The organism is Sinorhizobium sp. M4_45, from assembly GCF_002885915.1.
In the GTDB taxonomy this organism is placed as follows: Bacteria; Pseudomonadota; Alphaproteobacteria; order Rhizobiales; family Rhizobiaceae; genus Sinorhizobium; species Sinorhizobium meliloti_A.
On sequence record NZ_NWVE01000002.1, the window covers coordinates 268885 to 295212 of the forward strand.

Genomic DNA, 26328 nt, shown 5'->3' on the forward strand with positions numbered 1-26328 from the left:
GTACATTGCCCGGGGGCGGGCTGCTCGACCGACAGGAACCCAGACTAGGGCCGGAGATCGAATGGTGAGAGTGACAAGTGTGACGGGATTTCGATGGACTCGCTGATCACCGCTGCGGCACGGGCGCTCGCAGCCGGCGATCTCCTCGGCGTACTGAACCGCGTGGCTTTGCGCGACGACGCGCATGCGCTCGCGCTTCGGGGCATTGCGATGGCGCAGCTCGGAGATTTCGGCCGGGCGAAGACTCTTCTCAGAAGCGCTGCGCATGCCTTCGGCCCGAGACAGGCGGTGGCGCGGGCGCGCTGCATCGTCGCCGAGGCCGAGATCGCGCTCGTCTCGCGGGATCTCGGCTGGCCCACGAAAACGCTCGAAGCGGCGAGGTCGACGCTCGAAGCGCATGGCGATCACGTCAATGCAGCGCATGCGCGCAATCTCGAGGCCCGGCGCCTGCTTCTCATCGGCCGCCTGGACGAGGCAGAACGCGCGCTTGCGGAACTGGACTCCGGCATGACGCTCCCCCCGGCGACGCGGGCGGCCCGCGAACTCGTCGTCGCCGGCATCGCCATACGGCGTCTGCAGGCGAAAGCCGCGCGGGTCGCGCTCGCCCGAGCCGAACGCGCCGCGCGCGAAGCCAATATCCCGGCACTGACGGCCGAGGTCGAAAGCGCATCGCTCGTGCTCGATGCGCCCGTCGCGCGCCTGATCGGCAGCGGTGGCGAGCGCTCTCTCCTCATCGAGGAAGTGGAAACGCTGCTCGCGTCGGGAGCGCTCGTGGTGGATGCCTGCCGCAATGTGGTGCGGGACGAAAGGCTGGTCGTCTCGCTCGCGACGCGCCCGGTGCTCTTCGCGCTTGCCCGCGCGCTCGGCGAAGCCTGGCCGGCAGACGTGCCGAGAGCCACGCTCCTCGCGCGCGCCTTCCGGGCAAGACATGCGGACGAATCGCACCGCGCCCGGTTGCGCGTGGAGATCGGACGGCTCCGCACGGAACTTCGTGCGCTGGCGCAGGTGTGGGCGACGAAACAGGGCTTTGTGCTTTCGCCGCGCCGCGCGGGCGAGGTCGTCGTGTTGACGCCACCGGTAGAAGAGCAGCACGCGGCGGTGCTTGCCCTGCTGGCCGACGGAGAGTCGTGGTCGAGCTCGGCACTGGCGATTGCGCTCGGGGCGAGCCCGCGCACCGTGCAGCGCGCACTCGAGCAGCTTGCGTCGGCCGGCAAGGTACAGTCCTTCGGCCGCGGACGGGCGCTTCGCTGGATGACCCCGCCCGTCCCGGGCTTCCCGACAGTCTTGTTACTCCCCGGCCCGCTACCGAGCGACTAGGATGCGAGGCAGCTACAGCGACGAGGATGGAAAAATGAAACGATCGAAAGCCGAAATTCTCCAGGAGTACGGACCTTTTCCGAATACCGAGCAGGTGGCCGGCGTCACCTTCGATGGCCGGCACGTCTGGTTCGCCTCCGGCGACAGGCTGAACGCCCTGGATCCGGAGAGCGGCAAGACGGTGCGCTCGATCGATGTCGCCGCACATGCGGGAACGGCCTTCGACGGTCGGCATCTGTTCCAGATTGCGGAAGATCGTATCCAGAAGATCGATCCGGAGACCGGCCGCGTGCTTGCCACCATTCCGGCGCCTGCCGAGGGCGGCGATTCAGGCCTGGCCTGGGCGGAAGGAACGCTTTGGGTGGGCCATTACCGAGGGCGGAAGATCCACCAGGTGGATCCCGACACCGGGAAGATTCTCCGCACCATCGAATCCAACCGGGTCGTCACCGGCGTCACCTGGGTCGATGGCGAACTCTGGCATGCCACATGGGAGGGCGACGAGAGCGACTTGAGACGCCTCGACCCGGAAACGGGAGAAGTCCTCGAAACGCTCGAAATGCCCCCGGGTGCAGGCGTTTCCGGCCTTGAATCCGATGGCGGCGATCGCTTTTTCTGTGGCGGAGGAAGCAGCGGGAAGGTGAGGGCCGTGCGCAGGCCAAGCCGGGTTTCCGCATAGACGGTCACCGGGATGGACGGCAATGAAGGTCCCAGAGCGTTTAGAAGGGACAATCGCGTTGACTCTGGGACCTTCAGACGACGTGGGCGGCTGACGAGGATGCCGCCGTGGTCGTCTCAGAGCGATATGCGTCACGAGGAGCAGCGTGCAATGGTCCTAGGACCTTTAACCTTCCCGTGTAGGACCAAGGTCCGATACCGCCAACAGGCCGGAACAAAGCTCGCGGCAGGCGATTCTTCACGAGAAGGGATTCGTAGCTGGAGTAGCTCTCATGACAATTGTCCTCGTCAAGAGCTCCGTTGCCTTGGGTGTTGCGGTTTTCTTGACCGCGGCTCCTGTAAAAGCGCAAAGCACAAACGAGATCGGCGCTGCCGATACCACGGTGGTCGCTGCCGCAGGACCCGTCGAGGGTACGGCGATCGACCCGCCGCCGCCAGGCGTGACGCAATACGTCGAACTGCAGCCGCTTCCGCAACGGCCGCTTGTGCTGCAGGAGCAGATATCCGTTGGCAAACCGGTGCCTGAAACAGTCTTTCTCAATACGGTTCCGGCCGACAGGCGCTATGGCTTTGCGGTGGTCAACGAGAAGCGCGTCATCGCGGATGTGAAGAGCCGCACCGTCGTGCAGGTGGTCAAATAGGCGCGGCGAGCGCTATAGCGCCCCGCCTGTGACCGGGTTCACTTCGGGTTTCTCACTCGTGTCCTTTGCCCCTGGAGGCTGGACCGTTGGTGGTGCGATCGACTCCTCGTCCCGGCGCTTCTTTCGGTTTGCCGGCTGACGAATATCGGCTGGTTCAGACTGTTCAGGGGTCGCATTGGTATCCTTGGTGCTCATCGTCTTCTCCTTTCGGCAGAATGAAAACGGGCCAGCCGCGGCTGGGTTCCTGATGCGGGCGCCTGGGTACGGCGATTATAGCGACGTCTTCAAGGAACTACGCGGCACCGAGGTGAGCGTGCGGCCGCGGCGCGTCCGCCTCGGTCACGACCCCCATGACATAGGATGAACGCGTCGGAACATCCATCCGCGAGTCGAAGCGCTGCTGGCGCGTTACAGGAGCTGGATCCACTCCATGAACAATCCATAGACAAGGCCGATGAGGGAGCAGCCGGCTAAGACTGTCAGCATGCCGATTTTGAACCGGAACACCGCGACCATCGCGCCGACGGTCAGAATGAGAGAGTCCAGGTTCACGGAACTCAGAACCGGCACATCGACGGTCATGCCGTATCCGCGGGCTTCATAGAGTTCGCGAAAGAGCACGTGCAGCGCGAACCAGACCGCCAGATTCAGGATGACCCCGACGACCGCCGCGGTGATTGCCGCCAGCGCGGCGGACAGAGCCCTGTTGCTGCGCATCGTTTCCATGAACGGCGCGCCGAGGAAAATCCAGAGAAAGCAGGGCACGAAAGTCACCCAGGTCGTGAGCAGCGCGCCCAGCGTGCCAGCGAGCAACGGATGAAACAGACCGGGGTCGCGGTAGGCGCCCATGAAGCCCACGAACTGAGTGACCATGATCAACGGGCCCGGCGTCGTCTCAGCCATGCCGAGGCCGTCCAACATCTCGCCGGGCTTCAGCCAATGATAGTGCTCGACGGCTTGCTGAGCGACATAGGAGAGAACCGCATAGGCGCCGCCAAAGGTGACCATCGCCATCTTAGAAAAGAAGATCGAGATGTCGGTAAAGACATTGCCTGGGCCAGGAAACGCGACAAGTGCAAGCACCGGAGCGAACCACAAAAAGAGAGCGACACCGGCAACCTTGAGCGACCAACTGATTGGGGGGCGTGCATGGGCCGGAACCTCTTCGCCAAGCGCGGTCTCGATATCAGCGACTTGCCTGCTGCCGACTTTTCCGTGTCCGTTGCCCGCCTGAAAGGCAGCCCAGCCGGCTCGACCGCCGACAAAGCCGATGAGACCCGCAGCGAGGACGACCAGTGGGAAGGGGGCGCGGAACAGGAAAAGCGCGATGAATGCCCCGGCAGCAAGGGCTATCATGGCGCTGTTCCTGAGCGCCCGACGGCCGATACGAAGAACCGCTTCGAGCACGATCGCCAGAACCGCGGCTTTCAATCCGAAGAACAGCGCCTGAACGGCGCCGACATTTCCGAAGAGGGCGTAGATCCAGCTCAGCACCATGATGGCGACGGCGCCGGGGAGCACGAATAGGGCCCCTGCAACCAGACCCCCCTTGGTCTTGTGCATGAGCCAGCCGATATAGATGGCTAGCTGCTGTGCCTCCGGCCCTGGCAGTAGAGTGCAATAGTTCAGCGCATGCAGAAATCGGGTCTCGCCAATCCAGCGTTTCTCCTCGACAATGATGCGGTGCATCATCGCAATCTGCCCGGCTGGGCCACCGAAGCTCAAAGCCGCCACGCGTGCCCAGACCCGGAGCGCCTCGCCAAAGGAAATACCGTGGCTCAAAGCCTGACCTTGAGCCGATGTGGTCGTGTTCTTTGCAGTTTCGGTCAATTCACGCTCCCTTCTTCGGCAACAGCCATTTGTGTATCTCATCAGTCGCGTCACGGCACCACGATAGAAGGCGTCGTACGGAAGTAAGCCTGCCTCAACTTGTTCATTGTCGCCCGCGTTCATGCGCGACAGCCCCAGCGAGCGGCGAGAAGGCCCGGTGCTTGCCGAGAAAGATCGAGGCGAGCCGTGTCGGCGCCGGATTACCCTGACATCAAGGTGGAGCTCTACAGCGAAAACGGGATGCGCAACATCGTGGAGAAGCGCTTCGATGCCGGCGTTCGTTTGGGGAGACGCGAAATTGCGCCAAGGACCTGCTGCGGCGTCACCTCACCTGCTGCCACACTCTCGAACCGACCGCTCTGCCTCAGGCTCAACGGACGCTCACAACCGCTCGCCGCCCCGGCTGAGTTTGGCTGCGATGGCGGAACGAATCTCCTGGCTTCAACGTCTTCCCCTCTAGGAAACCAGCGCATTTACTCTACTTCATAGGCCGCCATGGAGGATGTATGACAGACAGTTCAAGTGCAAAAGCGAAGACCGGGGTGGAGGGCCTCGACGACATTCTGTCCGGCGGGCTCTCACGCCGCCACGTCTTCCTGCTCGAAGGGGCTCCCGGTTCGGGGAAGACGACGGTCGCATTGCAGTTCCTCCTCGAAGGCGCCAGCATTGGCGAGCGCTGTCTCTACATTACGCTTTCGGAAACCGAGGAGGAACTGCGCGACAGTGCCCTCTCGCATGGGAAGGACATCGGCGATCAGGTCGAGATTTTTGAGCTCGTTCCACCGGAAAGCCTTCTTGATGCCGATCAGCAGCAAAGCCTCCTGTACTCCTCCGACCTGGAGCTCGGGGAGACCACAAAGCTCATCTTCGAAGCCTTCGAGCGGGTGAAGCCCCATCGGGTGGTGATCGACAGCCTCTCGGAGATCCGGCTGCTGGCCCAGAGTTCGCTGCGCTACCGCCGCCAGATCCTGGCGCTGAAGCACTTTTTCTCGCGCTCCGACGCAACGGTTCTGCTTCTCGATGACATGAGCTCCGACGCCATGGACAAGACTGTCCATAGCGTGGTGCATGGTGTCATCCACCTTGAGCAGCTTGCTCCGGACTACGGGTCTGAGCGTCGCCGTCTACGGGTTCTCAAATATCGTGGGCAGGCGTTCCGCGGTGGCTATCATGACTTCATCATCAAGACCGGCGGCGTGGCGGTCTTCCCGCGGCTGCGCGCCTCGGAGCACAGGTCGGGCTTTCAGCGGACCATACTGGCGAGCGGCATCAGTGAATTCGACGATCTCCTCGGCGGCGGCATCGCACGCGGCTCCAGCACGCTGCTGATCGGCCCTGCCGGCACCGGCAAGAGCCTATTTGCACTTCAGTTCGTAGAGGCTGCGATCCGCCGCGGCGAGCGGGCGGCGATCTTCGTCTTCGACGAGGAGCTGGGGCTGCTGTTTGCCCGCACGAAGGAGATGGGGCTCGACCTGGAGGCCCTGCGCGAGGAGGGCCTGATCCACATCGAACAGCTCGACGCCGCCGAACTGTCACCCGGCGAGTTCGCACAGCGCGTAAGGGACAGGGTAGCCAGTTTCGACGCCAAGACAGTCGTCATTGACAGCATCAACGGCTATCAGGCTGCGATGCCTGAGGAGAACGCACTTATCCTGCACATGCATGAACTGCTGCAATATTTGAACAGGCAGGGTGCCAACACCTTTATCACCGTCGCGCAGCACGGCCTCGTCGGCGACATGAAGTCGCCGGTGGACGTGACGTACCTTGCGGATACAGTCATCCTGCTGCGCTACTTCGAGGCGGAGGGTCGGGTTCGCCGGGCGATTTCGGTGATCAAGAAGCGCACCGGACAACACGAGGATACGATCCGCGAATACAAGATCGGAACAAAGGGGTTGACGCTCGGCGAACCCCTTTCCGGGTTCCAGGGAGTCCTGCGTGGTGTTCCTGTTTTCGTGGGAAACCGACAGCCCCTTTTGCAAACACTTGACGAGGATGGCACCCATTCCTGAGCGAGATGTGTTTGGCCTGATCCACGCCCCGCTGGGCCGCGACGGGCAGATTGCGGCGGCGTTGCTGCAGGAAGCGGGCTTGGTTGCGAAAATTGCCTCGACCCTGGACGCGCTGGTGGTGGATTTGAACGAGAACGCCGCCTTCGCCGTGATGACGGAAGAGGCGTTGCGGTCGGTCGACCTGCGTCCGCTTGTCTCGTGGATCGAGATGCAGCCGAGTTGGTCTGACCTTCCCTTCATCATACTCACCGCGCGCGGCGGCGGTCCTGAGCGAAACCCAGCCGCCGCCCGACTATCGGAAGTCCTCGGCAATGTCAGTTTCGTCGAGCGGCCCTTCCACCCGACGACATTCATCAGCGTCGCGCGTTCCGCGATGCGCGCGCGACGCCGGCAATACGAGGCGAGTGCCCGTATGGAGGCACTGGACGAAGGGGAACGCCGCCTTCAAACGGCGCTGGAGGCCGGCCGCCTCGGGGCTTGGGAACTCGATCTGGCCACAAACGGCTTGATTACCTCGCCCACCTGCAGGGAAATCTTCGGCCGCTCGCCGGAGGACGGCTTCACCTACGAGGACTTGCTGCAAGCGATCCACCCGGATGACCTGGCACGCATGACGGAGGCGGTGCGCAACACGATGGAAACGGGGGCCGACTACGCCATCGCCTACCGGACTATCTGGCCTGACGGCTCTGTGCACGGCGCTGAAATCCGCGCGCAACTCCACCGGGACCGCACCGGGCGGCCGATCAAGCTGGTCGGGGTTTCAGCCGACATAACCGAGCGCCTGCAGGCCGAAGAACAGCAGCGGCATCTCAACGAGATGCTCGAGGAACGCGTGGCGGAGCGGACTCGCGAGCTGCAAGAGGCGCACAGGCTCGTGCTGGCGGAGGTCAGTCAGCGGGAACGGGCCGAGGAGCAGCTTCGCCACGCGCAGAAGATGGAAGCGATCGGCCAGCTCACCGGCGGAGTGGCGCACGACTTCAACAATCTCCTGATGGCGGTGCTCGGCAACCTTGAACTCATCCGAAAGCATGTTGCCGGCGATGCGAAGGCTACGCGGCTGATCGACGGAGCCTTGCAGGGCGCACAGCGCGGGGCGTCGCTCACCCAGCGGCTGCTTGCCTTCGCCCGCAGGCAGGACCTTCAGGTGGGCCCGGTAAACCTCGCCGGACTCGTGACAGAGATGGAGGATCTTTTGCAGCGCTCGGTCGGATCCCGGATCGCCATAGAGGTGGACGTTCCGGAGCGCCTCCCGCCCGTGTCGGCCGATGCCAACCAGGTGGAGCTCGCCCTCCTCAACCTTGCCGTCAATGCCCGCGACGCGATGCCGGATGGCGGAACGATTCGGATCGAGCTGAAGGAAGCGGAGCAGCCGGCGGTATCGGAATCCCTTGCACCCGGACGCTATGTCCTCCTGTCGGTTATCGACCAGGGCCAGGGCATGGACGCAGCAACTCTAGAGAAGGCGATCGAGCCGTTCTTTTCCACCAAGGAACTCGGCAAGGGCACAGGCCTCGGCCTTTCCATGGTTCACGGACTGGCCTTGCAGTTGGACGGCCGGTTGAAGCTGACAAGCGCCCTCGGTCAGGGAACCACTGCGGAACTATGGATTCCGGTGTCGACATCCGAGAGCCACGAAAAAAGGCAGGACGTCGCGGCAGCAGGCCCTCGGAATGAAGCCGGCCCCAAACGGATCCTTCTCGTCGACGACGACGTCCTGATTGCCATGAGTTCGGCTGACATGCTGGCTGACCTCGGCCACGAGGTCGTGGAAGCCTATTCGGGAAAGGAGGCGCTCTCCTTGATCGATGGCGGCGCCACCTTCGACCTGTTAATCACGGACTACTCGATGCCGGGCATGACGGGAGCGGAACTGGCGAAAGCGGCGCGCGACCGTATGCCGGGGTTACCCATCGTGCTGGCCTCTGGCTACGCGGACTTACCGTCGGGCGTGGAAATCGACGTGGCCAGGCTGCCAAAGCCGTATTCCCAGGACCAACTGGCTCACATGCTTGGAAAGCTATTGTAGCTTCTGGAGCGCAGGGGAGGAACGGTCGATGACTATGCCTTTCCGAGTCGAGTCGATCACGCCGATCACCTCTCGACCTGGAGAAGAACCATGAAGTTTATCAACGTTTTCACTCTCATCCTCCTGAGTGTAGGTGGCCTGAACTGGGGGCTGGTCGGATTATTCAGCTTCGACCTCGTGGCCGCGATCCTTGGGGCTGGCTCGGGGCTCGCCCGGATCGTTTACATCCTGGTGGGGCTGTCGGCCGCCTGGCAGATCGTTCCCCTCTTTATACGCTGGGCTCCGGCAATTTCGCTGCCGGGCAGAACCGATAGGGCTTGGGAGGGACCGCTCGTCTTGCTTTGGGCCGCGATCCTCGCGACAATTATAGTGTTTCACCCCGTGAATGCGGTGGCTGCCTTGCTGCTTGCTCCTTACCTCGCCTGGGTGAGTTTTGCGGCGGCACTTAACATGTCGATCTGGCGGCGCAACCGCTCGAAACCAATGTTGCAGGGCGCCCGATGAGAACCCGATGGATCCTCGTGAATGATCGGATGCAGCAAGGCTACCGGTACGCTCTCGTTGCGCCCGTTGGCCGTGACTTTCATCCCGATTTCCAACCAGACTTGACACCCGCCGAGATGCTTGGGCTCGGCGTGTTCGGTGGCAAGTACATGACCGACTGCCGTAACGAATTCCCCAACAGCTGGTTTGCAGAGGCCCGGCTGTCGCCGCTTCGCAAAGATCCATCACTCAACTGGTTCGGTGTCGACGCCAGCCAACCGCTCAGCGTCTGGCGAGCCAAGGGATGGATACATTCCGACGATCCGCGCGGCTGGTTCCAGTGGTACTGCCGGTATCACCAAGGACGTCGCATGCCCGGCGAGGACGAGAGACAGATCGCCCGTTGGAAAGCTATTCGCCGCCATGTCGCTCAGCTTCGCCGAGCCTGCGAGCCTGGGGATTGCTGGTGCCGGCCGCGTCAGCGCCAGGCTCTGCTGCATTGGGCCTATGACAGCCGTTTGATTTGACTTTTATGCCGGTGCTGAAAAACGCTCGGAGCCTCTGCATTTTTCACAAGGTGGGCACCCGCCACACGACTGGGCGACGATCATGCGATCGATGCTGTCTGTCTCGTATGGCATCTGCGGGGTGTCGCCAAATGCGATGCGCGCAAGGGTATTCAGGGAGAATTGGCTGGGGAACCTGGACAGTAATCCAACTTTCTATAGCGCGTTGTTTTCCATTATTTATTTGTTTTTATTGACCTATTTTTTCAAAACTGTTACGGAATGGTGTTACGGAGCACTGTTACGGATAGCCCAAAAATGACCCGATACAACTACCTTGAGCGGCGCGGAAAGAGCGGCACCTATTACGCCCGGATCGACATTCCGACCGACCTTGTTTCGCATCTTGGTTGTGAGGTTCGGAAGAAATCTCTCCGAACGAAAGACGAGAACGAGGCGCGCACTCGCCTATGGCCGATCATTGAGGCATGGCGCGCCGAATTTGCGGACATAAAATCCCGGCGCGAAATCACCGCCGACGACAAGGCCGAAGCCGTCTGGCAGCACTATGAAGCGACCCTTCAGCACGACGACCAGAAGCGCCGGGCGATGCCGACGCCCTCCGATATGGACGCGGAAGAACAGCGGCTATTGCGCCGGATCGAGAAGGGCGAAATCAATTCCGACAGCTTCGCAGGCATGATCAACGCCCACACCGAACTTGAGCTTATGCTTCGAGCGCGCACCGACGACGCTAACTTGCGCGCTCGTCGCCTGACCGCCCTGAAGGCCGCACTGATTTCCGGCGATATCAGGATGATTGAACCGGCCGTGAAGGACTTCATCACCCGGCACCGTCTGCTTGTCGAAATCGGTTCCGACGAATACCGGGAATTATGCGCCCTCATGACGCGGGCGGAAGTGGAAGGCTTACAGCGCACCCTCGAACGTGACGGCGGTGATTTTACCGGCACCCCGAGAGACCCTATCGTCAAGCCCGCAACCGGCACCGCCCGCGAGGCAGCCGCGCTGGGCGAAACCATTATGGACCTGTTCGATACCTACGCCCGAGAAAACCCGAACCGGATCAAGCCCGACACGCTAGCGCAGGCTCGCCGCGACGTTGGCCTATTCGTTGAGCATGTCGGCAGCACGTTCCCGGTGCACAGGATCGATAAGAAGGCCGTCCGCGAATGGAAGGCGCTTTTGCTGCAATACCCGGTGAAGGCGACAGAGACGAAAGCTTTCGAGGGTATGAAGCTTGCGCAGATCGTCAAACACAACGCGACCGTGAAGAAGCCGACGATCAGCACCACGACCGTCAACCGCTACCTGTCCGGCTTCAGCGCCTTTTGCACCTGGCTGACGAACCACGGCTACCTTCAGCAGAACCCCGCCGCTGATATGTTCCTGAAGAAGTCGAAGGAGAAGACCACAAAGCCCTTCACGGTTGACCAGATGAACACCTTGTTCAAGTCGCCTTTCTTCACCGGTTGCCAGAGCGACGAAGCGCCGCGCTTTTGGAGCAAGCCCGGCAATGTGACCATTCGCGACCATCGTTTTTGGGTGCCGCTAATCATGCTCTATTCCGGCGCGCGCCCGGCGGAGATTGCGCAGCTTGGTATTGAAGACGTGCGGCAGGAGCACGGTCATTGGATCATGCATATCACGACCGAAGGCGACGGCGATAAGAGCGTGAAGACGGACGGTTCAATGCGCGTGGTTCCCGTTCACAAGGAACTGGTGAGGCTTGGCTTCCTCAAGTATCACGCCGACATGAGGAAAGCGGGCAATACCCGGCTGTTCCCGCTGGCCGAACGCAATGAGCGCGGGCAGATGATGGCAGACTTCAGCCGGGACTTCCCGCGCTACCTGACGAAGATCGGCCTGAAGAACGGGCGCGGCCTTTCCCTATACAGCTTCCGGCATGGTGTTGCCGACGCACTGCGCCGGGCTGGCTACCTTGATGAGCAATTCGGCTTCATTCTAGGCCACGTCGCAGGCACGATGACGCAGCGCTATGGCACCCTGCCGCAGGGAATGATTGAGCAGCGGGTGGAACTTGTAAACGCAGTTCATTATCCCGGTTTGGCTTTGCAACACCTTCAGGCTGAATAAATGGAAAACCCATACTGGCACGAATTCTATAAACCTCACACTATCGACTTCAACGAAGTGCGCGACCTGTGTTTCCGCTCATTTGCAATCTTGGGCGCGAGCCATTCTTTGATGGGGCTTCCGGGCGAAGAGATAGGTGGCCCGCTGCACGGTCTCTTTTTCAAACAGGCCGAGTCGAGGCTTACGTCGCACTTTCTGGATCTCGCTGTGAAGATGAGGACATTTGAAGACATCTTAGCTACGAACGAGATGAAGGACGAATACGACGCACATATTAAGGCCAGCTTTGACGCTGACCAATTCGGCAGCATAGGGAACGGCGACATTAGAGCCGACCGTGTCGATCTCTCATTCCGCGAGGCATGTAACAAGATCATCCACGCGGAAGACATTCGCTATGTGTATGACAATGGTTCGCATGGTCGAGAGGAAGACTACGCGTGGGGAATGGAAGGAACGATGGAATTAAAAGGGAAATTGCGAAATAAAGATTGGGATGTTTGGTTGCGTGCAGAAGAATTCTTGTCGGCATGCTTAGAAATAGCCGACCACTTCGATCCGCCGGCCGCAATAGTCGAGCCTTAGTGACCGTCCCCGTTTTCCACAAGTTGCTAACACAAAATATAGCGCTCAAATTTCCGTCACAAACCACCCCTTGACCGTTTAAGGCGATTCACGGTTAGTTGTTCGTGCTGAACGCGATGGGAGACAGTGACCGGCGCGGCAACGCCTTAAAGTCACTGTCTCGCACTTAGTGCCTGTTCGGCTGGTGCCCCCTGTGTAAGAGCAAGGGCAGCTTGAGAACCGCCATCGGGTTCTCATGTCTTAAAACTACCCCAAATTCTGACATTTCCAAGCCCTTCGCTTCTACAAATTTGTCAATCCACAGTAGGAATTTCTTCCTATTTCCTCTTGCGGGCCGATTCAGGCCATGAGACACTATTGTCAAGTTAAGCATAAGAGGACGTGATAGTTGAATCTTTCCCTCGTAAATCGAGTGAAGAAAGCCTTTAGTTCACTCACAGAACAGAAGGCGTATTCACTCAATGATCCGGCAGCATTCGAACTGTTCGGCGTTCGTCCGACTTATTCGGGCGTGAACGTTAGCGGCCAGTCTGCGCTTTATGTTCCGGCAGTGCTTCAGGCCGTCCGCCTGATCTCGGAAACAATTGGCTCGCTTCCTTGCAAGGTCTATCGGGAAACCAAAGACGGCAAGGAAGCGGCCAAGGATCACACCGCCTATCGCATCGTGCACAAGCGGGCGAACGAATGGACCGGCGCGGGCGAGCTTCGCACCGTCCTTACCTCCGACGCCCTCATTCATGGCAACGGCTTTGCCCGCGTCGTGCGTTTCGAGGATGGACGCCCTTTTGAGCTTCACCGGCTGAAGCCCGGAACCGTCACAATCCTTGAGGATAAACTGACCAGCGCGCCGGTCTATCGCGTGGCCGAAGATGCTGGCACCCGCGATTATCCGCACACCGAAATTTTGCATGTGCCGTCGTTTCTCGGCACGTCGCCCATAGCTTTCGGCAAGGAAGGCATCGGCCTTGCGACGATTCTTGAACGTCACGGCGCGCAGTTCTTCGCTTCCGGCGCACGCCCGACCGGCATCATTTCGAACGATAAGCCGCAGGGCGGGGAAGCCGGTGCGCAGGCAGTCGGCAATATCCGCAAGTCCTTCCGCGAATGGCTGAAGGGCGGTTCCGCTGACCCGCTCATTCTTGATGCCGGATGGAAGTATGACGCCCCGGCGATGACCTCGACCGATGCGCAGTTTATCGAAAACCGCACCTTTCAGCTTTCCGAAATCGCCCGGATCTTCGGCGTCCCGCCGCATCTGATTTTCGACTTGAACAGGGCGACGTGGGGAAATGCGGAGACGATGGGCGCAAGCTTCCTTCAGCTTTGCCTTCGCCCTTGGCTCGACCGCTGGCAGGACGCCTATGCAACCGTCCTTCTGACTGAAGACGAGCAGGACGTGGCCTATTTCGAATTCGTCGTGGACGACCTGCTTCGCGCCGATGCCGCCGCCCGCACGGCAAACATGACGGCGCTCGTTACCAATCGAATCATGACCCCGAACGAGGTTCGGGCAATCCTCAATCTTCCGCCGCTTCCGGGCGGCGATGACCTCACCAATCCGCACACGACCAGCAACGCCGCGCCGATCCCGGCCCCGGCGAAGGAGTAACTATGAGCGAGAGCATTACCCTTCAGATTTCCGGCACCCCGGAAGCCGTCTTGCGCTTCCTCAACGGTCTGAAGCAGCCGAAGCAGGAGAAGCCCGAACCGTGGTGGAAGATCGAAACCCCGTGGTTTGAGCGTCACGGCAAGCTCACCCCGGAAGAAGCGGCCGACCTTGAGGAAGCAGCCGGGAGACGCTAAGGCGGCTTAAAAAGATTTGCGCCGCGCTGCGACCTCTGCCCGCTGTCTTGCTATAACTCCCATTGTCGGGCGCATTCCAGTCGCTGCCCGATGTCTCGTCTCTCAACCTCCCGGCCTGAATCTCCGCCGGGAGGTTTTTTGTAAGTAACGATTCAGTCATTACTGACTGATCGAAAATTTTAAACTGAGAATTTCTGTTTTACTCTTGATTTAACACCGGGAGTTGATTCATATCGTTTCCGCAACAACACACATATTCGGAAGCATCGATATGAATTCAGTCGCTTATATTGCAAATGATCGCTACGCATTCGAAGTCGCCGCGCTGACCGCCATTCTCCGGTCGATCCATGATGAGCGCATCGCGGCCTATCCGCGCCAGACCGATCCGGCCGAAGTCTATGAGCGCGTGCACGTCGCCTTGCGCGCTGCCCGGTTCGTGGACCTTGGCGAGCCGCGCGTGATCAATTGCCGCGTCGAGCCTGAACACCACGGCGACCTTGTCGAGGCGCTGGCGACCTTGGAACCGGACGCAGTGACGGGAACCATTGAGGGCGATCAGGTGAAGCTCACGCTTGCCGAAGTCGGCGCGATCTTCCCGGCAAGCGCGCGCCCGACTGTGCAGGAGGCCGCACGCGCGGCCTTGGAAGATGCGAAGGCGATCACCCGGCCGTTTCTGGAGACTGTCGCGGCGCTCGGCACACGCGGCTTTGATAAGATGGCTCGGCAGCACATTGAAGCCTTCCGCGCCGAAGCTGACCGTCAGGCTGATGCGGCATTCGCGGCCGCGCCAGATCACCTTAAGAACATCTAAAGCCGCCGATCCTTGGCCAGCCTACCAAAACCGCCGGGGAGACTCGGCGGTCCTTCAATTCACGGAGCGGCCTGATAAAGCGCTGTTCCTAGGTAATACATTGTGCCTGAAAGATTATAGGCGGCCCTCAGCAGGCGGACTTTGCGACAGTATATTTCGATTCTTGCGCCGTTAACGATGATTCCCCCACCGGTCTGGTAAGGGACTTCATATTCAAGTGGCGTGGTAGTTCCGAGGCGCGTGGCCCGGATCGTAACGATTACCGGCGGAGCTGGGGTTGGGTCGCTCCACGAAATTTGAAAATCACGATCATATGATAGATCGGCGAATAGCCCCGACTTATCCATTTCCAATTGGCCAATTTTTACTCCCCACGACATCTGAAAGTAGTCAGCCATGCTCCCCCTCCCTTTCTCCGATCCGAAGTTACCACGTAACGACGGGTCTCGCACGGTCGATTTCTCGTCTTACGAGCACACGATAGAATTCATCGCTCTCGGATATGGAAGGGTTGTGCTATCGCCTCGTTGACCCATAGGAGAATACATGAAGAAGACGACGGTCTACTATTTTGCCAAAGGCCACCTCGGCCAGCACGAAGACTGGTGGCACCTAATTGAGAATGATGACGGCGCCTACCAGATCGAACATGAGTGGGATCATATTTCTACGGGAAGCTCCCACAAGAGCGAAGGAAGCGAGACCTTCTCCTTGGAGGAGGGGCTTAAGCGAGCGCCGCATAAAGCAGTTGAGAAGATCAAGGAACTACTAGGCATCTTCGGCTGACCCGTTGACTCGCTCGGCAATGAGAACAAAATAGGAACATATTCCGTTCTCAGGAGTGCCACCTATGCCTGCCGAAGATCGCCAAGCCGCCCCAACGACCGCTGAAGAAGACCTTGCGCAAGCCGTGCTTGACGCACATGGAGGGGACGCGCTTGCCGCCCTTCGCGACGTGATCGCGGACGCTGCGTTCCTTCATGATGAGCTTCGCACCGCGTTCTGTCTCCTAAGCCGTGGCATTGCGCGCGGCTGGAAACCGCGATTTCAGCGGGAGCCCTAACCGTGAAGCACCGTCGCGGCATTGATCTAACCGCGCCCTTCGACCCCTCCGCCTATCGGGAACATGACGGTCAGCAATACGAGACCTTGAAGAGCCTTAAAGAGTGGGAGGTGTTAGGCGCGCAGTGCGCGAAATGTAGCCGCGTCTCATGGCTAGATAAAAGGGCCGTCGAACGCGAATGGGGAAATCATTACCTGTTGAACCTTCGAAACAAGCTTCGGTGCGAGTGCGGCAACAAACAAGGCAACAAGGTTCTTATCGGGACATTGCCGCGCTGATACGGAAACATGCGCCGGAAAACTGTTACGGTTAGCGATGTCTAATGTTCGCTAAATGTCTGAAAACAAAGGAAAAAACAAGGATGGCTGGGGAACCTGGATTCGAACCAGGACTAACGGAGTCAGAGTCCGCTGGTCTACCGTTAACCTATTCCCCAAGGCCGCTGGCGGTGTGTTGCCGCCGCGTCGGTGTGGCGGGCTTATAAACAAAAGAACGCCCGATGCAAATACCTTTTGCCAAAAAAATGCGGCCGGGCTGTGTCCTTCTGGTTTTGGATTGAGCCTCGATAAGGGTCTCGCTCTTGGTCGGTCTTCGGCAACCGGAAGGGGAAGGGCGGTGGGGTTCGCCGGCTCCGCTATGGTTCCAAAAAAAGTTTGGCGAAAGGAGACGGCGCTGGTACAGTCGCGCCAACGCAAAATCGAGAGAGCGCCTTGAGCGGCCGTCAGGCTTCGCGCGGCGCCATGGTTGAGACAAGTGAAAGACCCCGATCACGGCGATAAGCCGTCTGAATCCGGGGCGTCGGCAGCAGGCCGCAGCGAGGGGCGCATGGGCGCGTCGCGGGGCGGCAAGGGCAAGCGGCGGCGGCGCAAGCCGTCCGGTTCCCCGTCTGCAATTGCCAGCGGATCCGGTCCGTCCGGAGAAGCAGGGCGTCCCGCAGCACTGAACGAGGCGGAGCCGTCGCGCAAGCGCAAACGGCGCCGGCGTTCGAAATCAGCAAGACCGCAAGATCAGTCCGCTGCCTCCGGTGCAAGCGCGCCGGCGTCGGATGCGGCTCTCAGCGACAAGAGGGGCGCCCAAAAGCGCAACAGGAAGGCGCGCCATCGGCGCGGCCTTCAGGGGCGGCCGCTTGCTTCCGCGAGCAACCCGACGACAAACCTGCGGCCGGGAGGCCGGCCGGGCGAGCGATCCGGCGATGCTCCGCGGCCGCGGAGCGGCGAAGCCGCCGCGCAGCAGCAGGCGCGTCCGGAGAGGCTCGGTGCACCATTCGTCGCGCCGGGCGAGCCGCCGGCACCGCTTTATGCGGCCCTCGATCTCGGCACCAACAATTGCCGGCTGCTCATCGCGCAGCCGACCCGGCCGGGCCAGTTCCGTGTGGTCGATGCGTTTTCTCGAATCGTCCGATTGGGCGAGGGGCTCGGCGCCAGCGGGCGGCTTTCGGAGGACGCGATGGAGCGCTCGGTCGAAGCGCTCAAGGTCTGTGCCGCCAAGCTCGGTGCCCGCTCGATCCGCCGGCGCCGGCTGATCGCGACCGAGGCTGCGCGTGCGGCTGCCAACGGCGAAGCCTTCATGAACCGCGTCGCCGAGGAAACCGGTCTCGAACTCGAGATCATCGATCGCGAGACGGAGGCACGGCTTGCCGTGTCCGGCTGCTCGTCGCTCGTCGACCGCGAAACCCGGTCGGTCGTGCTCTTCGATATCGGCGGCGGCTCGTCGGAAATTGCGGTCATCCGGATAGGCGAAAATCGCTCGAGCCGGCTTGCCAATCACATTACCCACTGGACTTCGCTGCCCGTGGGCGTCGTCACCCTTTCCGAGCGCCACGGCGGCGAGCATGTGACGCCCCAGAGTTTCGAGGTGATGGTGCGCGAGGTGGAGGCCATGCTTGCCGGCTTCGAGAGCCCCTCCGTCGACGCGCTGGCAAGCGGCTCCTATGGCGGCGGCTTCCACCTGATCGGAACGTCGGGAACCGTGACGACGCTTGCCGGCGTGCATCTCGACCTGCCGCGCTACGACCGCCGCCGCGTGGACGGCCTCTGGCTTTCCGATGACGAGGTCTCGGCCATGCAGGCGCGCCTCCTCTCCTGGGATTTCGCCGCACGTGCCGCCAACCCCTGCATCGGTCCGGACCGGGCCGATCTGGTGCTTGCCGGCTGCGCGATCCTCGAGGCGATCCGCCGCCGCTGGCCGTCGAGCCGTATGCGCGTCGCCGATCGCGGGCTTCGCGAAGGGCTGCTGACCGATATGATGGCGGATGACGGGGCCTGGCGCCGGGGGCGTCCGCGCCGTCATCAGCGTAGCTTCGGTTCTCCGCAGGCGGGCGAGGAACGGGTAAAGCGCCACGAAGGAACCGAGGCATGACGAAATCCCCGATCGGCGGCAATCGCAGCGGCCGCAAGCTCGGACAGAAGGTCAAGAAGGGCAAGCTGAAGGCGTCTTCGCGCCGCTGGATCGAGCGCCACATCAACGACCCCTATGTTCAGCGGGCGCAGCTCGAAGGCTACCGCGCAAGAGCCGCGTTCAAGCTCCTGGAGATCGACGAGAAGCACAAGATTCTTGCTGGCGCCAAGCGCATCATAGATCTGGGCGCGGCACCCGGAAGCTGGTCTCAGATCGCCGCCAAGGTGACGAATTCGAGCGATGCCGATCCGCGGGTCGCGGCGATCGACTTCCTCGAAATGGATCCGATCCCGGGCGTCCGCTTCCTGCAGATGGATTTCCTGGATCCCGAGGCGCCGGAAAAGCTGAAGCAGGCGATCGGCGGAGCTCCGGACATCGTCCTGTCCGATATGGCGGCGCCGACCACGGGCCATCGCCAGACCGACCATATCAGAACCATGCATCTCTGCGAGGTGGCGGCGCATTTCGCCGTCGAGGTACTCGCGGAGGGCGGACATTTTCTGGCGAAGACCTTCCAGGGCGGCACCGAGCGCGACCTCCTGAACATGCTGAAGCAGAACTTCCGCCAGGTCGTCCATGTGAAGCCGGCGTCCTCCCGTGCCGAATCGGTCGAGATGTTTCTGCTCGCCAAGGGTTTCAAGGGCCGCCACGGGCTTAAGAGCGACGAGCCGGCAGAGGGTGCTGCGGAGGAATAGAGCCATGCTGCTATATGTAACCCTCGGCTCCAACGACCTCGAAAGGGCGGGCGCTTTCTACGACACGGCGCTTGCGCCCCTCGGCCTCAAGCGGCGCAAGGAGGATGAGGTGGAGATTGGTTACGGCGCGGAGGGTGACTTCCGCTGCCGGCTTTGGGTGGTGACCCCGTTCAATCGCGAGGCCGCGACCATCGGCAACGGCTCGATGGTGGCGCTCGAGGCGCAAAGCCGCGCGGCGGTGGACGCCTTCCATGCCGCGGCGCTCGCCGGTGGCGGCACCGATGAAGGCGCGCCGGGGCTGCGTCCCTTCCACGCAAATTTTTATGCGGCTTACGTCCGTGACCCGGACGGCAACAAGCTTTCGGCGGTCTGCGAGCGGCCGGAATAGGCGTTACGCGGCTTGCCTGAAAGGGCAAAGGGCGGAGCTTTCCTCGCTGACAGCGCCGCCCGATCGGAGCCTGCAGCAGATCATTTGCCGGCAGCCGTCGTCTCCACTTCCCGCACGGCCAGCCGATGGCCCGAAACGGAGGCGCCGGCATTCTTCGCCATGGCGACGAAGGGAATTGCCGCCAGAAGATTGGCGATGGCAATGATCATGAAGGCGACGTGGAAGTCTTCGAGCTCGAGCGGCCCGCCGCTGAGCGCCGTCTGGAATTCGAGAATGGCGCCTGCGACTGCGACCCCCAATGCGAGACTGATCTGCTGCAGCACGGCGCTCATCGACGTCGCCTTGCTTGCGTCGGCATCGTCGATGTCGGCGAAAGAGAGTGCGTTGACGCCGGTGAAGAAGAAGGAGCGGGCGAAGCCGGCGATCAGCAGGACGGAGATCAACAGGAGATAGGGCGTCGCCGGCGTGAAGAAGCCGTTGGCGAAAGTCGTGACGGCCGCAATCACGGCGGCGATGAGCAGTGTCGTGCGGAAGCCGGCGAAAGCGAACACGCGGCGCGCGAGAAACTTCGTGGTGATGGCGCCGACGGCGCCGACGAAGGTGATGAGGCCCGATTGGAACGGGCTGAGACCGAAGCCGACCTGGAGCATCAGCGGCATCAGGAAAGGCACTGCGCCGACGGAGATGCGGAAGATCGTGCCGCCGATCGACGCGGCGCGGAAGGCACCGTCGCGGAAGAGCTTGAGATCGAGCACGGGCGCCGGATGCCGGCGCGCATGGAAGATATAGAGGAGCGAGGCGGCGACGCCGGCCGATACGGAAGCGATACCGATCGCCGGCGGCAGGGCCGGCAGGCTGATGACCGAAAGCCCGAAGACCACGCCCGCGGCGGCAATGCCTCCGAGCAGGAAACCGATGATATCCACCGGGGGCGGATTTCGTCGCTCCATCTCGGGCAGGTAGATGCCGGAAAGAAAATAGCCGACAATTCCAACCGGCACGTTGATCAGGAAGATCCAGTGCCAGGAGAAATAGGTCGTGATGAAGCCGCCGAGCGGCGGGCCCGCGAGCGGTCCGACCAGTGCGGGTATCGTCAGCAAAGCCATTGCCGAGACAAGTTCGCTGCGCGGCGCACTGCGCACGAGGACGAGCCGCGCGACCGGCGTCATCATGGCGCCGCCCATGCCCTGCAGGAAGCGCGCAAGGACGAAGGCGAAGAGGCTATCCGCCACCGCGCAGAAGAGGGAGCCCGCGATGAAGACGAGGATCGCCGCGCGGAAGATTCGCTTGGCGCCGAACCGGTCCGCCATCCAGCCGCTCAGGGGAATGAAGATCGCCAGCGCCACCATATAGGAGGTCAATGCGAGCTTCAGCGTGATCGGCCCGACGCCCATATCGCGCGCGATTGCCGGCAGCGATGTCGAAATGACGGTTGAATCCATCTGCTCCATGAAGAGAGCGACGGCGAGGATCAACGGGACGATGCGGTTCATGAAAGGCGCCTTGGGGCTGTCACTGCGGGCGTTAGCCCCATTGGTTCTTAATTCGAAATCGATTTGAGGACAAAATCATCAGAAACTCGAGCGCGCTGGTCGCCGGTAAGCGGTTCCGATGGCTTTGTCGGGGCGAAACCGGAGATTGAAGATCACATGCGTGTGATCCGTCCTGTCCATTTCTGTCAAGGCACTACTTTTCGCCTGTGATCACCGGCGCGCGGGCAGCGCCGGTCAACAGGAGGGAATGACGATGGCTTTTCAATTGAAGCGGCGGACGCTGTTCGCAGCAGGCGCGGGCGCATTGGCGGCACCAAGTCTGCTGGCAGGCCTTGCCGGTGCTCAGGAAACGACGGAAAAGGGCGGCACGGCGATGAATGCGGACTTCAGGACTTTGAAACTCGGAAGTTTCAAGGTGACGGTGATCAGCGACGGGACGCGCGCCGCGGACAAGCCGCACGAGATCTTCGGTACCAATCAGCCTGCGGAGTCGGTCTCCAAACTTCTGGAACAGAATTTCCTGCCGACCAGCGGCTTCGTCAACGGCTTTTCCCCGGTTCTGGTCGATACCGGATCCGAGGTCGTTCTCTTCGACACCGGGCTTGGCGAGGCAGGTCGCGAGGCGGGCACGGGCAAGCTTGCGGAAGGCCTGAAAGCTGCCGGTTATGCTCCGGAACAGGTGACGGTCGTCGTCATCACCCACATGCACGGCGACCACATCGGCGGCCTGACGGAGGGTGGAAAGCCCGCTTTTCCCAATGCGCGCTATGTGACCGGGCAGGTCGAGTACGATTTCTGGAAGGACGGCGCCCGCGTCGGCACGCCCGCCGAAAACGGGCACAAGGCGGTGCTGGCGAAGGTCGTGCCGCTGGCGGAAAAGATCACCTTTGTCGCGGATGGCGGGGAGGTCGTCCCCGGCATCTCTGCGATGGCTGCGTTCGGTCATTCTCCGGGGCATATGATCTATCGGCTCGAGTCCGACGGCAAGGCCATGATCCTGACCGCAGACACGGCCAACCACTATGTCCTGTCGCTGCAGCGGCCGGATTGGGAGGTTCGCTTCGACATGGACAAGGCGGCTGCCAGCGCGAGCAGAAAAAAGGTCTTCGACATGATCGCGACCGACCGGCTGCCCTTCATCGGCTATCATATGCCGTTTCCGTCCGTCGGCTTCGTCGAGAGCCAGGATCAGGGCTATCGCTTCGTACCGGCGAGCTATCAGTTCGACATATGAAGAGACGGCTTGCTGCACTGCGACAACAATTCGCCGGGGCCCATAAGATTTGGGCCCCTTGGCTATTTTCATTCCGGCATATCCGTGTTACCAGCCCTCGCCAACTTCCAAGAAAAGCCTTGAAGTCACCCGGTGGACAAGTCGCTGAGCGTCCCCGGGGATTTTTCGTTTATTTGAAGAGGAACTGGCCATGGCGCGCATCATCGAAACGGCAACCGGTCTGGAGGCTTTGACCTTCGACGACGTTCTGCTCCAGCCAGGACATTCCGAGGTGATGCCGGGTCAGACGAATATCGCCACCCGCATCGCACAGGACATCGAACTCAATCTTCCGATCCTCTCGGCGGCCATGGATACCGTCACCGAGGCGCGGCTCGCGATCGCCATGGCACAAGCCGGCGGCATCGGCGTCATCCACCGCAACCTGACGCCCGCCGAACAGGCGGAAGAAGTCCGGCAGGTCAAGAAGTTCGAAAGCGGCATGGTCGTCAATCCGGTGACGATCGGCCCGGATGCGACGCTTGCGGATGCTCTCGGCCTGATGAAGGCGCACGGCATTTCCGGCATTCCCGTCGTGGAAAACGGCGGCCTCGGCGGGCAGAAGCAGGGGCGCCTCGTCGGCATCCTCACCAACCGCGACGTCCGCTTCGCGTCCGATCCTTCCCAGAAAATCTACGAATTGATGACGCGGGAAAACCTTATCACGGTGAAGGAAAGCGTCGATCAGCAGGAAGCAAAGCGCCTTCTGCACAAGCACCGGATCGAGAAGCTCCTCGTGGTCGATCCCGAAGGACGCTGCGTCGGCCTGATCACGGTCAAGGACATCGAAAAGTCCCAGCTCAACCCGAACGCCGCCAAGGATGCGCAGGGCCGGCTTCGCGCCGCCGCCGCCGTCAGCGTCGGCGACGACGGTTTCGAGCGCGCCGAGCGGCTGATCGATGCCGGCGTCGACCTGATCGTCGTCGACACCGCCCACGGCCATTCGCAGCGCGTGCTCGATGCGGTGGCGCGGGTGAAGAAGCTTTCCAACTCGGTGCGCATCATGGCGGGCAACGTCGCGACGGGTGACGGTACCAAGGCGCTGATCGACGCCGGCGCGGATGCGGTCAAGGTCGGCATCGGCCCCGGCTCGATCTGCACGACGCGCATCGTCGCCGGGGTCGGCGTGCCCCAGCTCGCCGCGATCATGGCGGCCGTCGAGGCCGCACAGGCCGCGGACATCCCGATCATCGCCGACGGCGGCATCAAATATTCGGGCGATGTCGCCAAGGCGATCGCCGCCGGCGCTTCGGCCGTGATGATCGGCTCGCTGCTCGCCGGAACCGAGGAGAGCCCTGGCGAGGTCTTCCTGTACCAGGGCCGGTCCTTCAAGGCCTATCGCGGTATGGGGTCCGTCGGCGCCATGGCGCGCGGCTCGGCCGACCGCTATTTCCAGGCGGAAGTCCGCGACACGCTGAAGCTCGTGCCGGAAGGCATCGAGGGGCAGGTGCCTTACAAGGGGCCGGTCTCCGGCGTCCTGCACCAGCTCGCCGGCGGCCTCCGCGCCTCCATGGGCTATGTCGGCGGGGCCACGATCAAGGATTATCAGGAGCGCGCCACCTTCGTTCGCATCTCCGGCGCCGGCCTCCGCGAGAGCCATGCCCATGACGTGACGATCACCCGCGAGAGCCCGAACTATCCGGGCGGCGCCTGATATCATCGGCGGACGCCGTCCGGCGTCCGCCATGTCCATTGCTGACGCTGAGAGCATCGATGACAGGCTTCGAAATATTCTGGCCGATGGTGGCCCATGTCGCGCTTGTCTTTGCGCTTTATGCGCTCCTCTCCACGCGTCGGGCATCGCTTATCAGGTCGGGCGAGATCGACGCTTCCCTGTTCCGGGAAAACCGCGGCGAGCCGGGCGAGAGCCTTATCGTGCGAAACAGCATCGCGAACCAGTTCGAGCTGCCGGTTCTCTTCCATCTCTGCTGCGTGCTGCTCTACGTCACCGAGGCGGACAATCTCCTCTCGCTTGGTCTCGCCTGGCTTTTCGTGGCGCTCCGTTATGCTCACGCCTTCATCCACGTCACGAGCAATCGGCTTCGCTTTCGCCAGCCGCTGTTCATGGCAGGTTTCATCGTGCTCTTCGCGATGTGGACATGGCTTTCCGTCTGGATGGCGATGAGCTGAGGTAACGCAGTTTTGTAAGTCCGTGACCGTGCCGCTGACCTATCCTGTCGCCGGGTGGTCTGCTGCCGCCTGCTACAGCGACATTTGATCTGCCATAGCCCCAGGGAGAGCGTCATGAACAAGCCTGTCATCACCCAGGCGATGATCGATGCCTATGACGAATATACGCATCTCACTTTGGATCGCCGCCGTTTCATGGAGAGATTGACGGCGCTCGCGGGTACGGCTGCGGCCGCCGCCGCAATCGCGCCGATGCTGGCTGCCAATAGTGCCAAAGCCGAAGTGATTGCCGAGACGGACGAGCGCATCAAGGGAGAGGACATCACCTATCCCGGCGCCGACGGCGAAATGAAGGGATATCTCGTCAGACCCGCCGATGCGTCCGGCAAGCTTCCCGCCGTCATCGTCATTCACGAGAATCGTGGCCTGAACCCACACATAAGAGACGTAGCGCGCCGCATGGCGCTCGAAGGCTTCGTGGCGCTTGCGCCCGATTTCCTGTCGCCGGACGGTGGGACACCGGCCGACGAGGACAAGGCGCGGGAGATGATCAGCGCACTCGACGCAACCGAGACGAATGAGAATGCCGTCGCCACCGTGAGCTTTCTGAAAGGCCATGCGGAAAGCACCGGCAATGTCGGCGCGATCGGCTTTTGCTGGGGCGGCGGTCTCGTCAACAGGCTTGCCGTGAACGCACCCGATCTCAAGGCCGGCGTGGCCTATTACGGCGCTCAGGCGAAGGCCGAGGACGTGCCGAAGATCAAGGCGGCGCTGCTGCTGCATTATGCCGGGCTCGACGAGCGCATCAATGCCGGCATAGAGGCCTACCGCAAAGCGCTGACGGAAAACGGCAAGGACGTGACGATCCACGTCTATGAAGGTGTGAACCACGCTTTCAACAACGACACCTCGGCGGCGCGGTACAACAAGGAGGCGGCCGACCTCGCCTGGCAGCGGACCGTCGAATTCCTGAAGACGAAGCTGGCTTGATCATGCGGCTGGACGAGGCGCAGCTTTCGCCGCGCCCCGTCCGGCCGCGGCAGCGTCCCGTGAGATCTCCCGGGCGCAGGCCGATATGGCGTCTGCAAGCGCGTCCATGTCGCGCGACCGCGGGTTGCTGCGCCGCCAGATGAGCCCGATCTCACGAGAGGGCTCCGGGGCGGCGAAGGGCACGATCCGGATCGCGTTGCGTGCGGCTTCGCTCGGTATCGCGATCTCGGGGATGAGTGTCATTCCCATGCCGTTTGCCACCATCTGCAAAAGCGTTGCCATCGACGTGGCGCCGAAACTCAGGAGCTGCCGTTTGCCGGCCGTATTGCAGACGGCCAGCGCCTGATCACGCAGGCAATGGCCTTCTTCGAGCAACAGCAGCTGCGATATATCCACCTGCTCTTCCGTCATCGGCGACATGAGCACATGCCGGTCGTTCTCCGCCACGGCCATATAGAAGCGGTCGGAAAACAGCGGCCGGGTGACGATGCCGTCGGCGTCGACCGGCAGCGCCGCCACGACCGCATCCAGCCGGCCGTCGCCGAGATCGGCGATGAGCCGGTCGGTAAGCGACTCCTTGAGCTCTATTTCGATCGCCGGATACCGTTCGCGCAGGTAGGGAATGAGCCTCGGTACGAGATAGGGCGCGAGCGTCGGGATAACCCCGAGGCGGACCCGCCCCTCGAGAGTGCCCGTGTTTGTCCGGGCGCTCTCCTCCAATCTGCCGACATCCGCGAGGATGGAGCGCACCTGCGCCAGCACTTCCTCGCCCTTGACGGTCAGGAAAACGCCGGCGCGGCTCCGCTCCACCAGCTTCACGCCCAGATGTTCTTCCATCTCCATGATCTGCGCAGAGAGCGCCGGCTGGCTGACATGGGTGAGTTCGGCCGCCTTGCCGAAGTGGCGAGTGGCCGCGAGGGCATCGAAGTAACGCATCTGCCTGAGTGTCAACATGATAGGAAAATCTTATCGTAACCAGCAGGAAATACAATTGGAGATTATCGTCGCGGGATGGGAGAAACCAGTGCCAAGGCATTCCATGCGCTGTGCCGATCGTGGCTGCTGTCGTTCAGCCGTCAC

Annotated in this window: 25 protein-coding genes, 1 tRNA gene and 4 pseudogenes; 22 read left to right on the forward strand and 8 right to left on the reverse strand. The window is 61.7% G+C overall.

What is annotated here, in order from left to right; genetic code table 11:
* Window positions 1–93 precede the first annotated feature (93 nt).
* The 3 genes from CN933_RS06930 (at window position 94) to CN933_RS06940 (ending at window position 2636) form a co-directional block, all read left to right on the forward strand.
* On the forward strand, window positions 94–1317 hold the full coding sequence (locus CN933_RS06930) for a hypothetical protein (RefSeq protein ID WP_018094299.1): 1224 nt from the start codon (window positions 94–96) through the stop codon (window positions 1315–1317).
* A 34-nt stretch (window positions 1318–1351) separates the two neighbouring features.
* The gene (locus CN933_RS06935; protein ID WP_018094300.1) at window positions 1352–1996 is read left to right on the forward strand and encodes a Vgb family protein; all 645 of its coding nucleotides are present in this window, start codon (window positions 1352–1354) and stop codon (window positions 1994–1996) included.
* A gap of 271 nt (window positions 1997–2267) precedes the next feature.
* Entirely contained in the window at window positions 2268–2636 is a 369-nt protein-coding gene (locus CN933_RS06940) for a DUF1236 domain-containing protein (protein ID WP_018094301.1), read from the forward strand.
* A 12-nt stretch (window positions 2637–2648) separates the two neighbouring features.
* Here CN933_RS06940 and CN933_RS06945 read toward each other — a convergent pair whose 3' ends face one another.
* The 3 genes and pseudogenes from CN933_RS06945 to CN933_RS31790 all read right to left on the reverse strand — a co-directional run.
* Window positions 2649–2831 carry a hypothetical protein gene (locus CN933_RS06945; RefSeq protein WP_080636391.1) on the reverse strand — a complete coding sequence of 61 codons (183 nt, stop codon included), beginning with the start codon at window positions 2829–2831 and terminating at the stop codon, window positions 2649–2651.
* Window positions 2832–3044: 213 nt separating this feature from the next.
* Window positions 3045–4508 carry a chromate efflux transporter gene (chrA, locus tag CN933_RS06950; protein WP_234704901.1) on the reverse strand — a complete coding sequence of 488 codons (1464 nt, stop codon included), beginning with the start codon at window positions 4506–4508 and terminating at the stop codon, window positions 3045–3047.
* Window positions 4468–4660: pseudogene (locus CN933_RS31790) on the reverse strand (sulfurtransferase); the annotation flags it as partial. The gene chrA and the pseudogene CN933_RS31790, both read right to left, overlap by 41 nt.
* A gap of 4 nt (window positions 4661–4664) precedes the next feature.
* On the opposite strand from CN933_RS31790, the pseudogene CN933_RS32520 reads away from it, so the two are divergent.
* The 11 genes and pseudogenes from CN933_RS32520 to CN933_RS07005 all read left to right on the forward strand — a co-directional run.
* Window positions 4665–4754, forward strand: a pseudogene (locus CN933_RS32520) (LysR family transcriptional regulator); the annotation flags it as partial.
* Between the two features lie 218 nt (window positions 4755–4972).
* The gene (locus CN933_RS06960) at window positions 4973–6481 is read left to right on the forward strand and encodes an ATPase domain-containing protein (protein WP_102761374.1); all 1509 of its coding nucleotides are present in this window, start codon (window positions 4973–4975) and stop codon (window positions 6479–6481) included.
* Entirely contained in the window at window positions 6465–8510 is a 2046-nt protein-coding gene (locus CN933_RS06965) for a hybrid sensor histidine kinase/response regulator (protein WP_102761375.1), read from the forward strand. The genes CN933_RS06960 and CN933_RS06965 overlap by 17 nt, the downstream gene beginning before the upstream one ends.
* Window positions 8511–8600: 90 nt before the next feature.
* Window positions 8601–8824, forward strand: a pseudogene (locus tag CN933_RS32345) (DUF378 domain-containing protein).
* 28 nt (window positions 8825–8852) lie between these two features.
* Window positions 8853–9014, forward strand: a pseudogene (locus tag CN933_RS32350) (tryptophan-rich sensory protein); the annotation flags it as partial.
* Entirely contained in the window at window positions 9011–9520 is a 510-nt protein-coding gene (locus tag CN933_RS06975) for a hypothetical protein (RefSeq protein ID WP_018094306.1), read from the forward strand. The pseudogene CN933_RS32350 and the gene CN933_RS06975, both read left to right, overlap by 4 nt.
* 297 nt (window positions 9521–9817) lie before the next feature.
* Complete coding sequence (locus tag CN933_RS06980) at window positions 9818–11617, forward strand: site-specific integrase (protein ID WP_102761376.1); 1800 nt, start codon at window positions 9818–9820, stop codon at window positions 11615–11617.
* Entirely contained in the window at window positions 11618–12202 is a 585-nt protein-coding gene (locus CN933_RS06985) for a hypothetical protein (RefSeq protein ID WP_102761377.1), read from the forward strand.
* A 511-nt stretch (window positions 12203–12713) separates the two neighbouring features.
* Complete coding sequence (locus CN933_RS06995) at window positions 12714–13811, forward strand: phage portal protein (protein WP_245425065.1); 1098 nt, start codon at window positions 12714–12716, stop codon at window positions 13809–13811.
* 2 nt (window positions 13812–13813) lie between these two features.
* Window positions 13814–14005: a hypothetical protein gene (locus tag CN933_RS07000; protein ID WP_102761380.1), complete on the forward strand. Its 192-nt coding sequence runs from the start codon at window positions 13814–13816 to the stop codon at window positions 14003–14005.
* A gap of 223 nt (window positions 14006–14228) precedes the next feature.
* Complete coding sequence (locus CN933_RS07005) at window positions 14229–14819, forward strand: hypothetical protein (protein ID WP_102761381.1); 591 nt, start codon at window positions 14229–14231, stop codon at window positions 14817–14819.
* A gap of 59 nt (window positions 14820–14878) precedes the next feature.
* Here the strand turns inward: CN933_RS07005 and CN933_RS07010 are convergent, their stop codons facing one another.
* On the reverse strand, window positions 14879–15217 hold the full coding sequence (locus CN933_RS07010; protein ID WP_102761382.1) for a hypothetical protein: 339 nt from the start codon (window positions 15215–15217) through the stop codon (window positions 14879–14881).
* A gap of 148 nt (window positions 15218–15365) precedes the next feature.
* On the opposite strand from CN933_RS07010, the gene CN933_RS07015 reads away from it, so the two are divergent.
* Window positions 15366–15605: a hypothetical protein gene (locus CN933_RS07015; protein WP_102761383.1), complete on the forward strand. Its 240-nt coding sequence runs from the start codon at window positions 15366–15368 to the stop codon at window positions 15603–15605.
* 49 nt (window positions 15606–15654) lie between these two features.
* Here the strand turns inward: CN933_RS07015 and CN933_RS31465 are convergent, their stop codons facing one another.
* Together CN933_RS31465 and CN933_RS07020 are read right to left on the reverse strand one after the other, a co-directional pair.
* Window positions 15655–15801: a hypothetical protein gene (locus CN933_RS31465; RefSeq protein WP_180980698.1), complete on the reverse strand. Its 147-nt coding sequence runs from the start codon at window positions 15799–15801 to the stop codon at window positions 15655–15657.
* Between the two features lie 443 nt (window positions 15802–16244).
* Window positions 16245–16318: transfer RNA gene (locus tag CN933_RS07020), tRNA-Gln, on the reverse strand.
* Window positions 16319–16635: 317 nt separating this feature from the next.
* On the opposite strand from CN933_RS07020, the gene CN933_RS07025 reads away from it, so the two are divergent.
* The 3 genes from CN933_RS07025 to CN933_RS07035 are packed head-to-tail and all read left to right on the forward strand — an operon-like array spanning window position 16636 to window position 19362.
* Entirely contained in the window at window positions 16636–18240 is a 1605-nt protein-coding gene (locus CN933_RS07025) for a Ppx/GppA phosphatase family protein (protein WP_026168537.1), read from the forward strand.
* Entirely contained in the window at window positions 18237–18974 is a 738-nt protein-coding gene (locus tag CN933_RS07030; protein WP_018094308.1) for an RlmE family RNA methyltransferase, read from the forward strand. The genes CN933_RS07025 and CN933_RS07030 overlap by 4 nt, the downstream gene beginning before the upstream one ends.
* Before the next feature lie 4 nt (window positions 18975–18978).
* The gene (locus CN933_RS07035; protein ID WP_018094309.1) at window positions 18979–19362 is read left to right on the forward strand and encodes a VOC family protein; all 384 of its coding nucleotides are present in this window, start codon (window positions 18979–18981) and stop codon (window positions 19360–19362) included.
* Window positions 19363–19442: 80 nt separating this feature from the next.
* On the opposite strand, the gene CN933_RS07040 is transcribed toward CN933_RS07035, so the two are convergent.
* Window positions 19443–20855, reverse strand: coding sequence for a DHA2 family efflux MFS transporter permease subunit (locus CN933_RS07040; RefSeq protein ID WP_018094310.1), 1413 nt, complete (start codon window positions 20853–20855; stop codon window positions 19443–19445).
* Between the two features lie 253 nt (window positions 20856–21108).
* Between CN933_RS07040 and CN933_RS07045 the strand changes: the two genes are divergently transcribed.
* The 4 genes from CN933_RS07045 to CN933_RS07060 all read left to right on the forward strand — a co-directional run bounded on the left by CN933_RS07045 (window position 21109) and on the right by CN933_RS07060 (window position 25248).
* A complete protein-coding gene (locus tag CN933_RS07045; RefSeq protein WP_026168538.1) occupies window positions 21109–22089 on the forward strand; it encodes an MBL fold metallo-hydrolase in 981 nt (326 codons plus the stop codon).
* 190 nt (window positions 22090–22279) lie between these two features.
* Window positions 22280–23782, forward strand: a complete 1503-nt coding sequence (gene guaB / locus CN933_RS07050; protein WP_018094312.1) for an IMP dehydrogenase — start codon at window positions 22280–22282, stop codon at window positions 23780–23782.
* A 59-nt stretch (window positions 23783–23841) separates the two neighbouring features.
* The gene (locus CN933_RS07055) at window positions 23842–24258 is read left to right on the forward strand and encodes an MAPEG family protein (RefSeq protein WP_018094313.1); all 417 of its coding nucleotides are present in this window, start codon (window positions 23842–23844) and stop codon (window positions 24256–24258) included.
* A 114-nt stretch (window positions 24259–24372) separates the two neighbouring features.
* Window positions 24373–25248, forward strand: coding sequence for a dienelactone hydrolase family protein (locus tag CN933_RS07060; RefSeq protein ID WP_018094314.1), 876 nt, complete (start codon window positions 24373–24375; stop codon window positions 25246–25248).
* Here CN933_RS07060 and oxyR read toward each other — a convergent pair whose 3' ends face one another.
* Window positions 25249–26202 (reverse strand): hydrogen peroxide-inducible genes activator OxyR, encoded by a 954-nt coding sequence (gene oxyR, locus CN933_RS07065; RefSeq protein ID WP_018094315.1) that lies wholly within the window; start codon window positions 26200–26202, stop codon window positions 25249–25251. It lies immediately after the preceding gene.
* Window positions 26203–26328 lie beyond the last annotated feature (126 nt).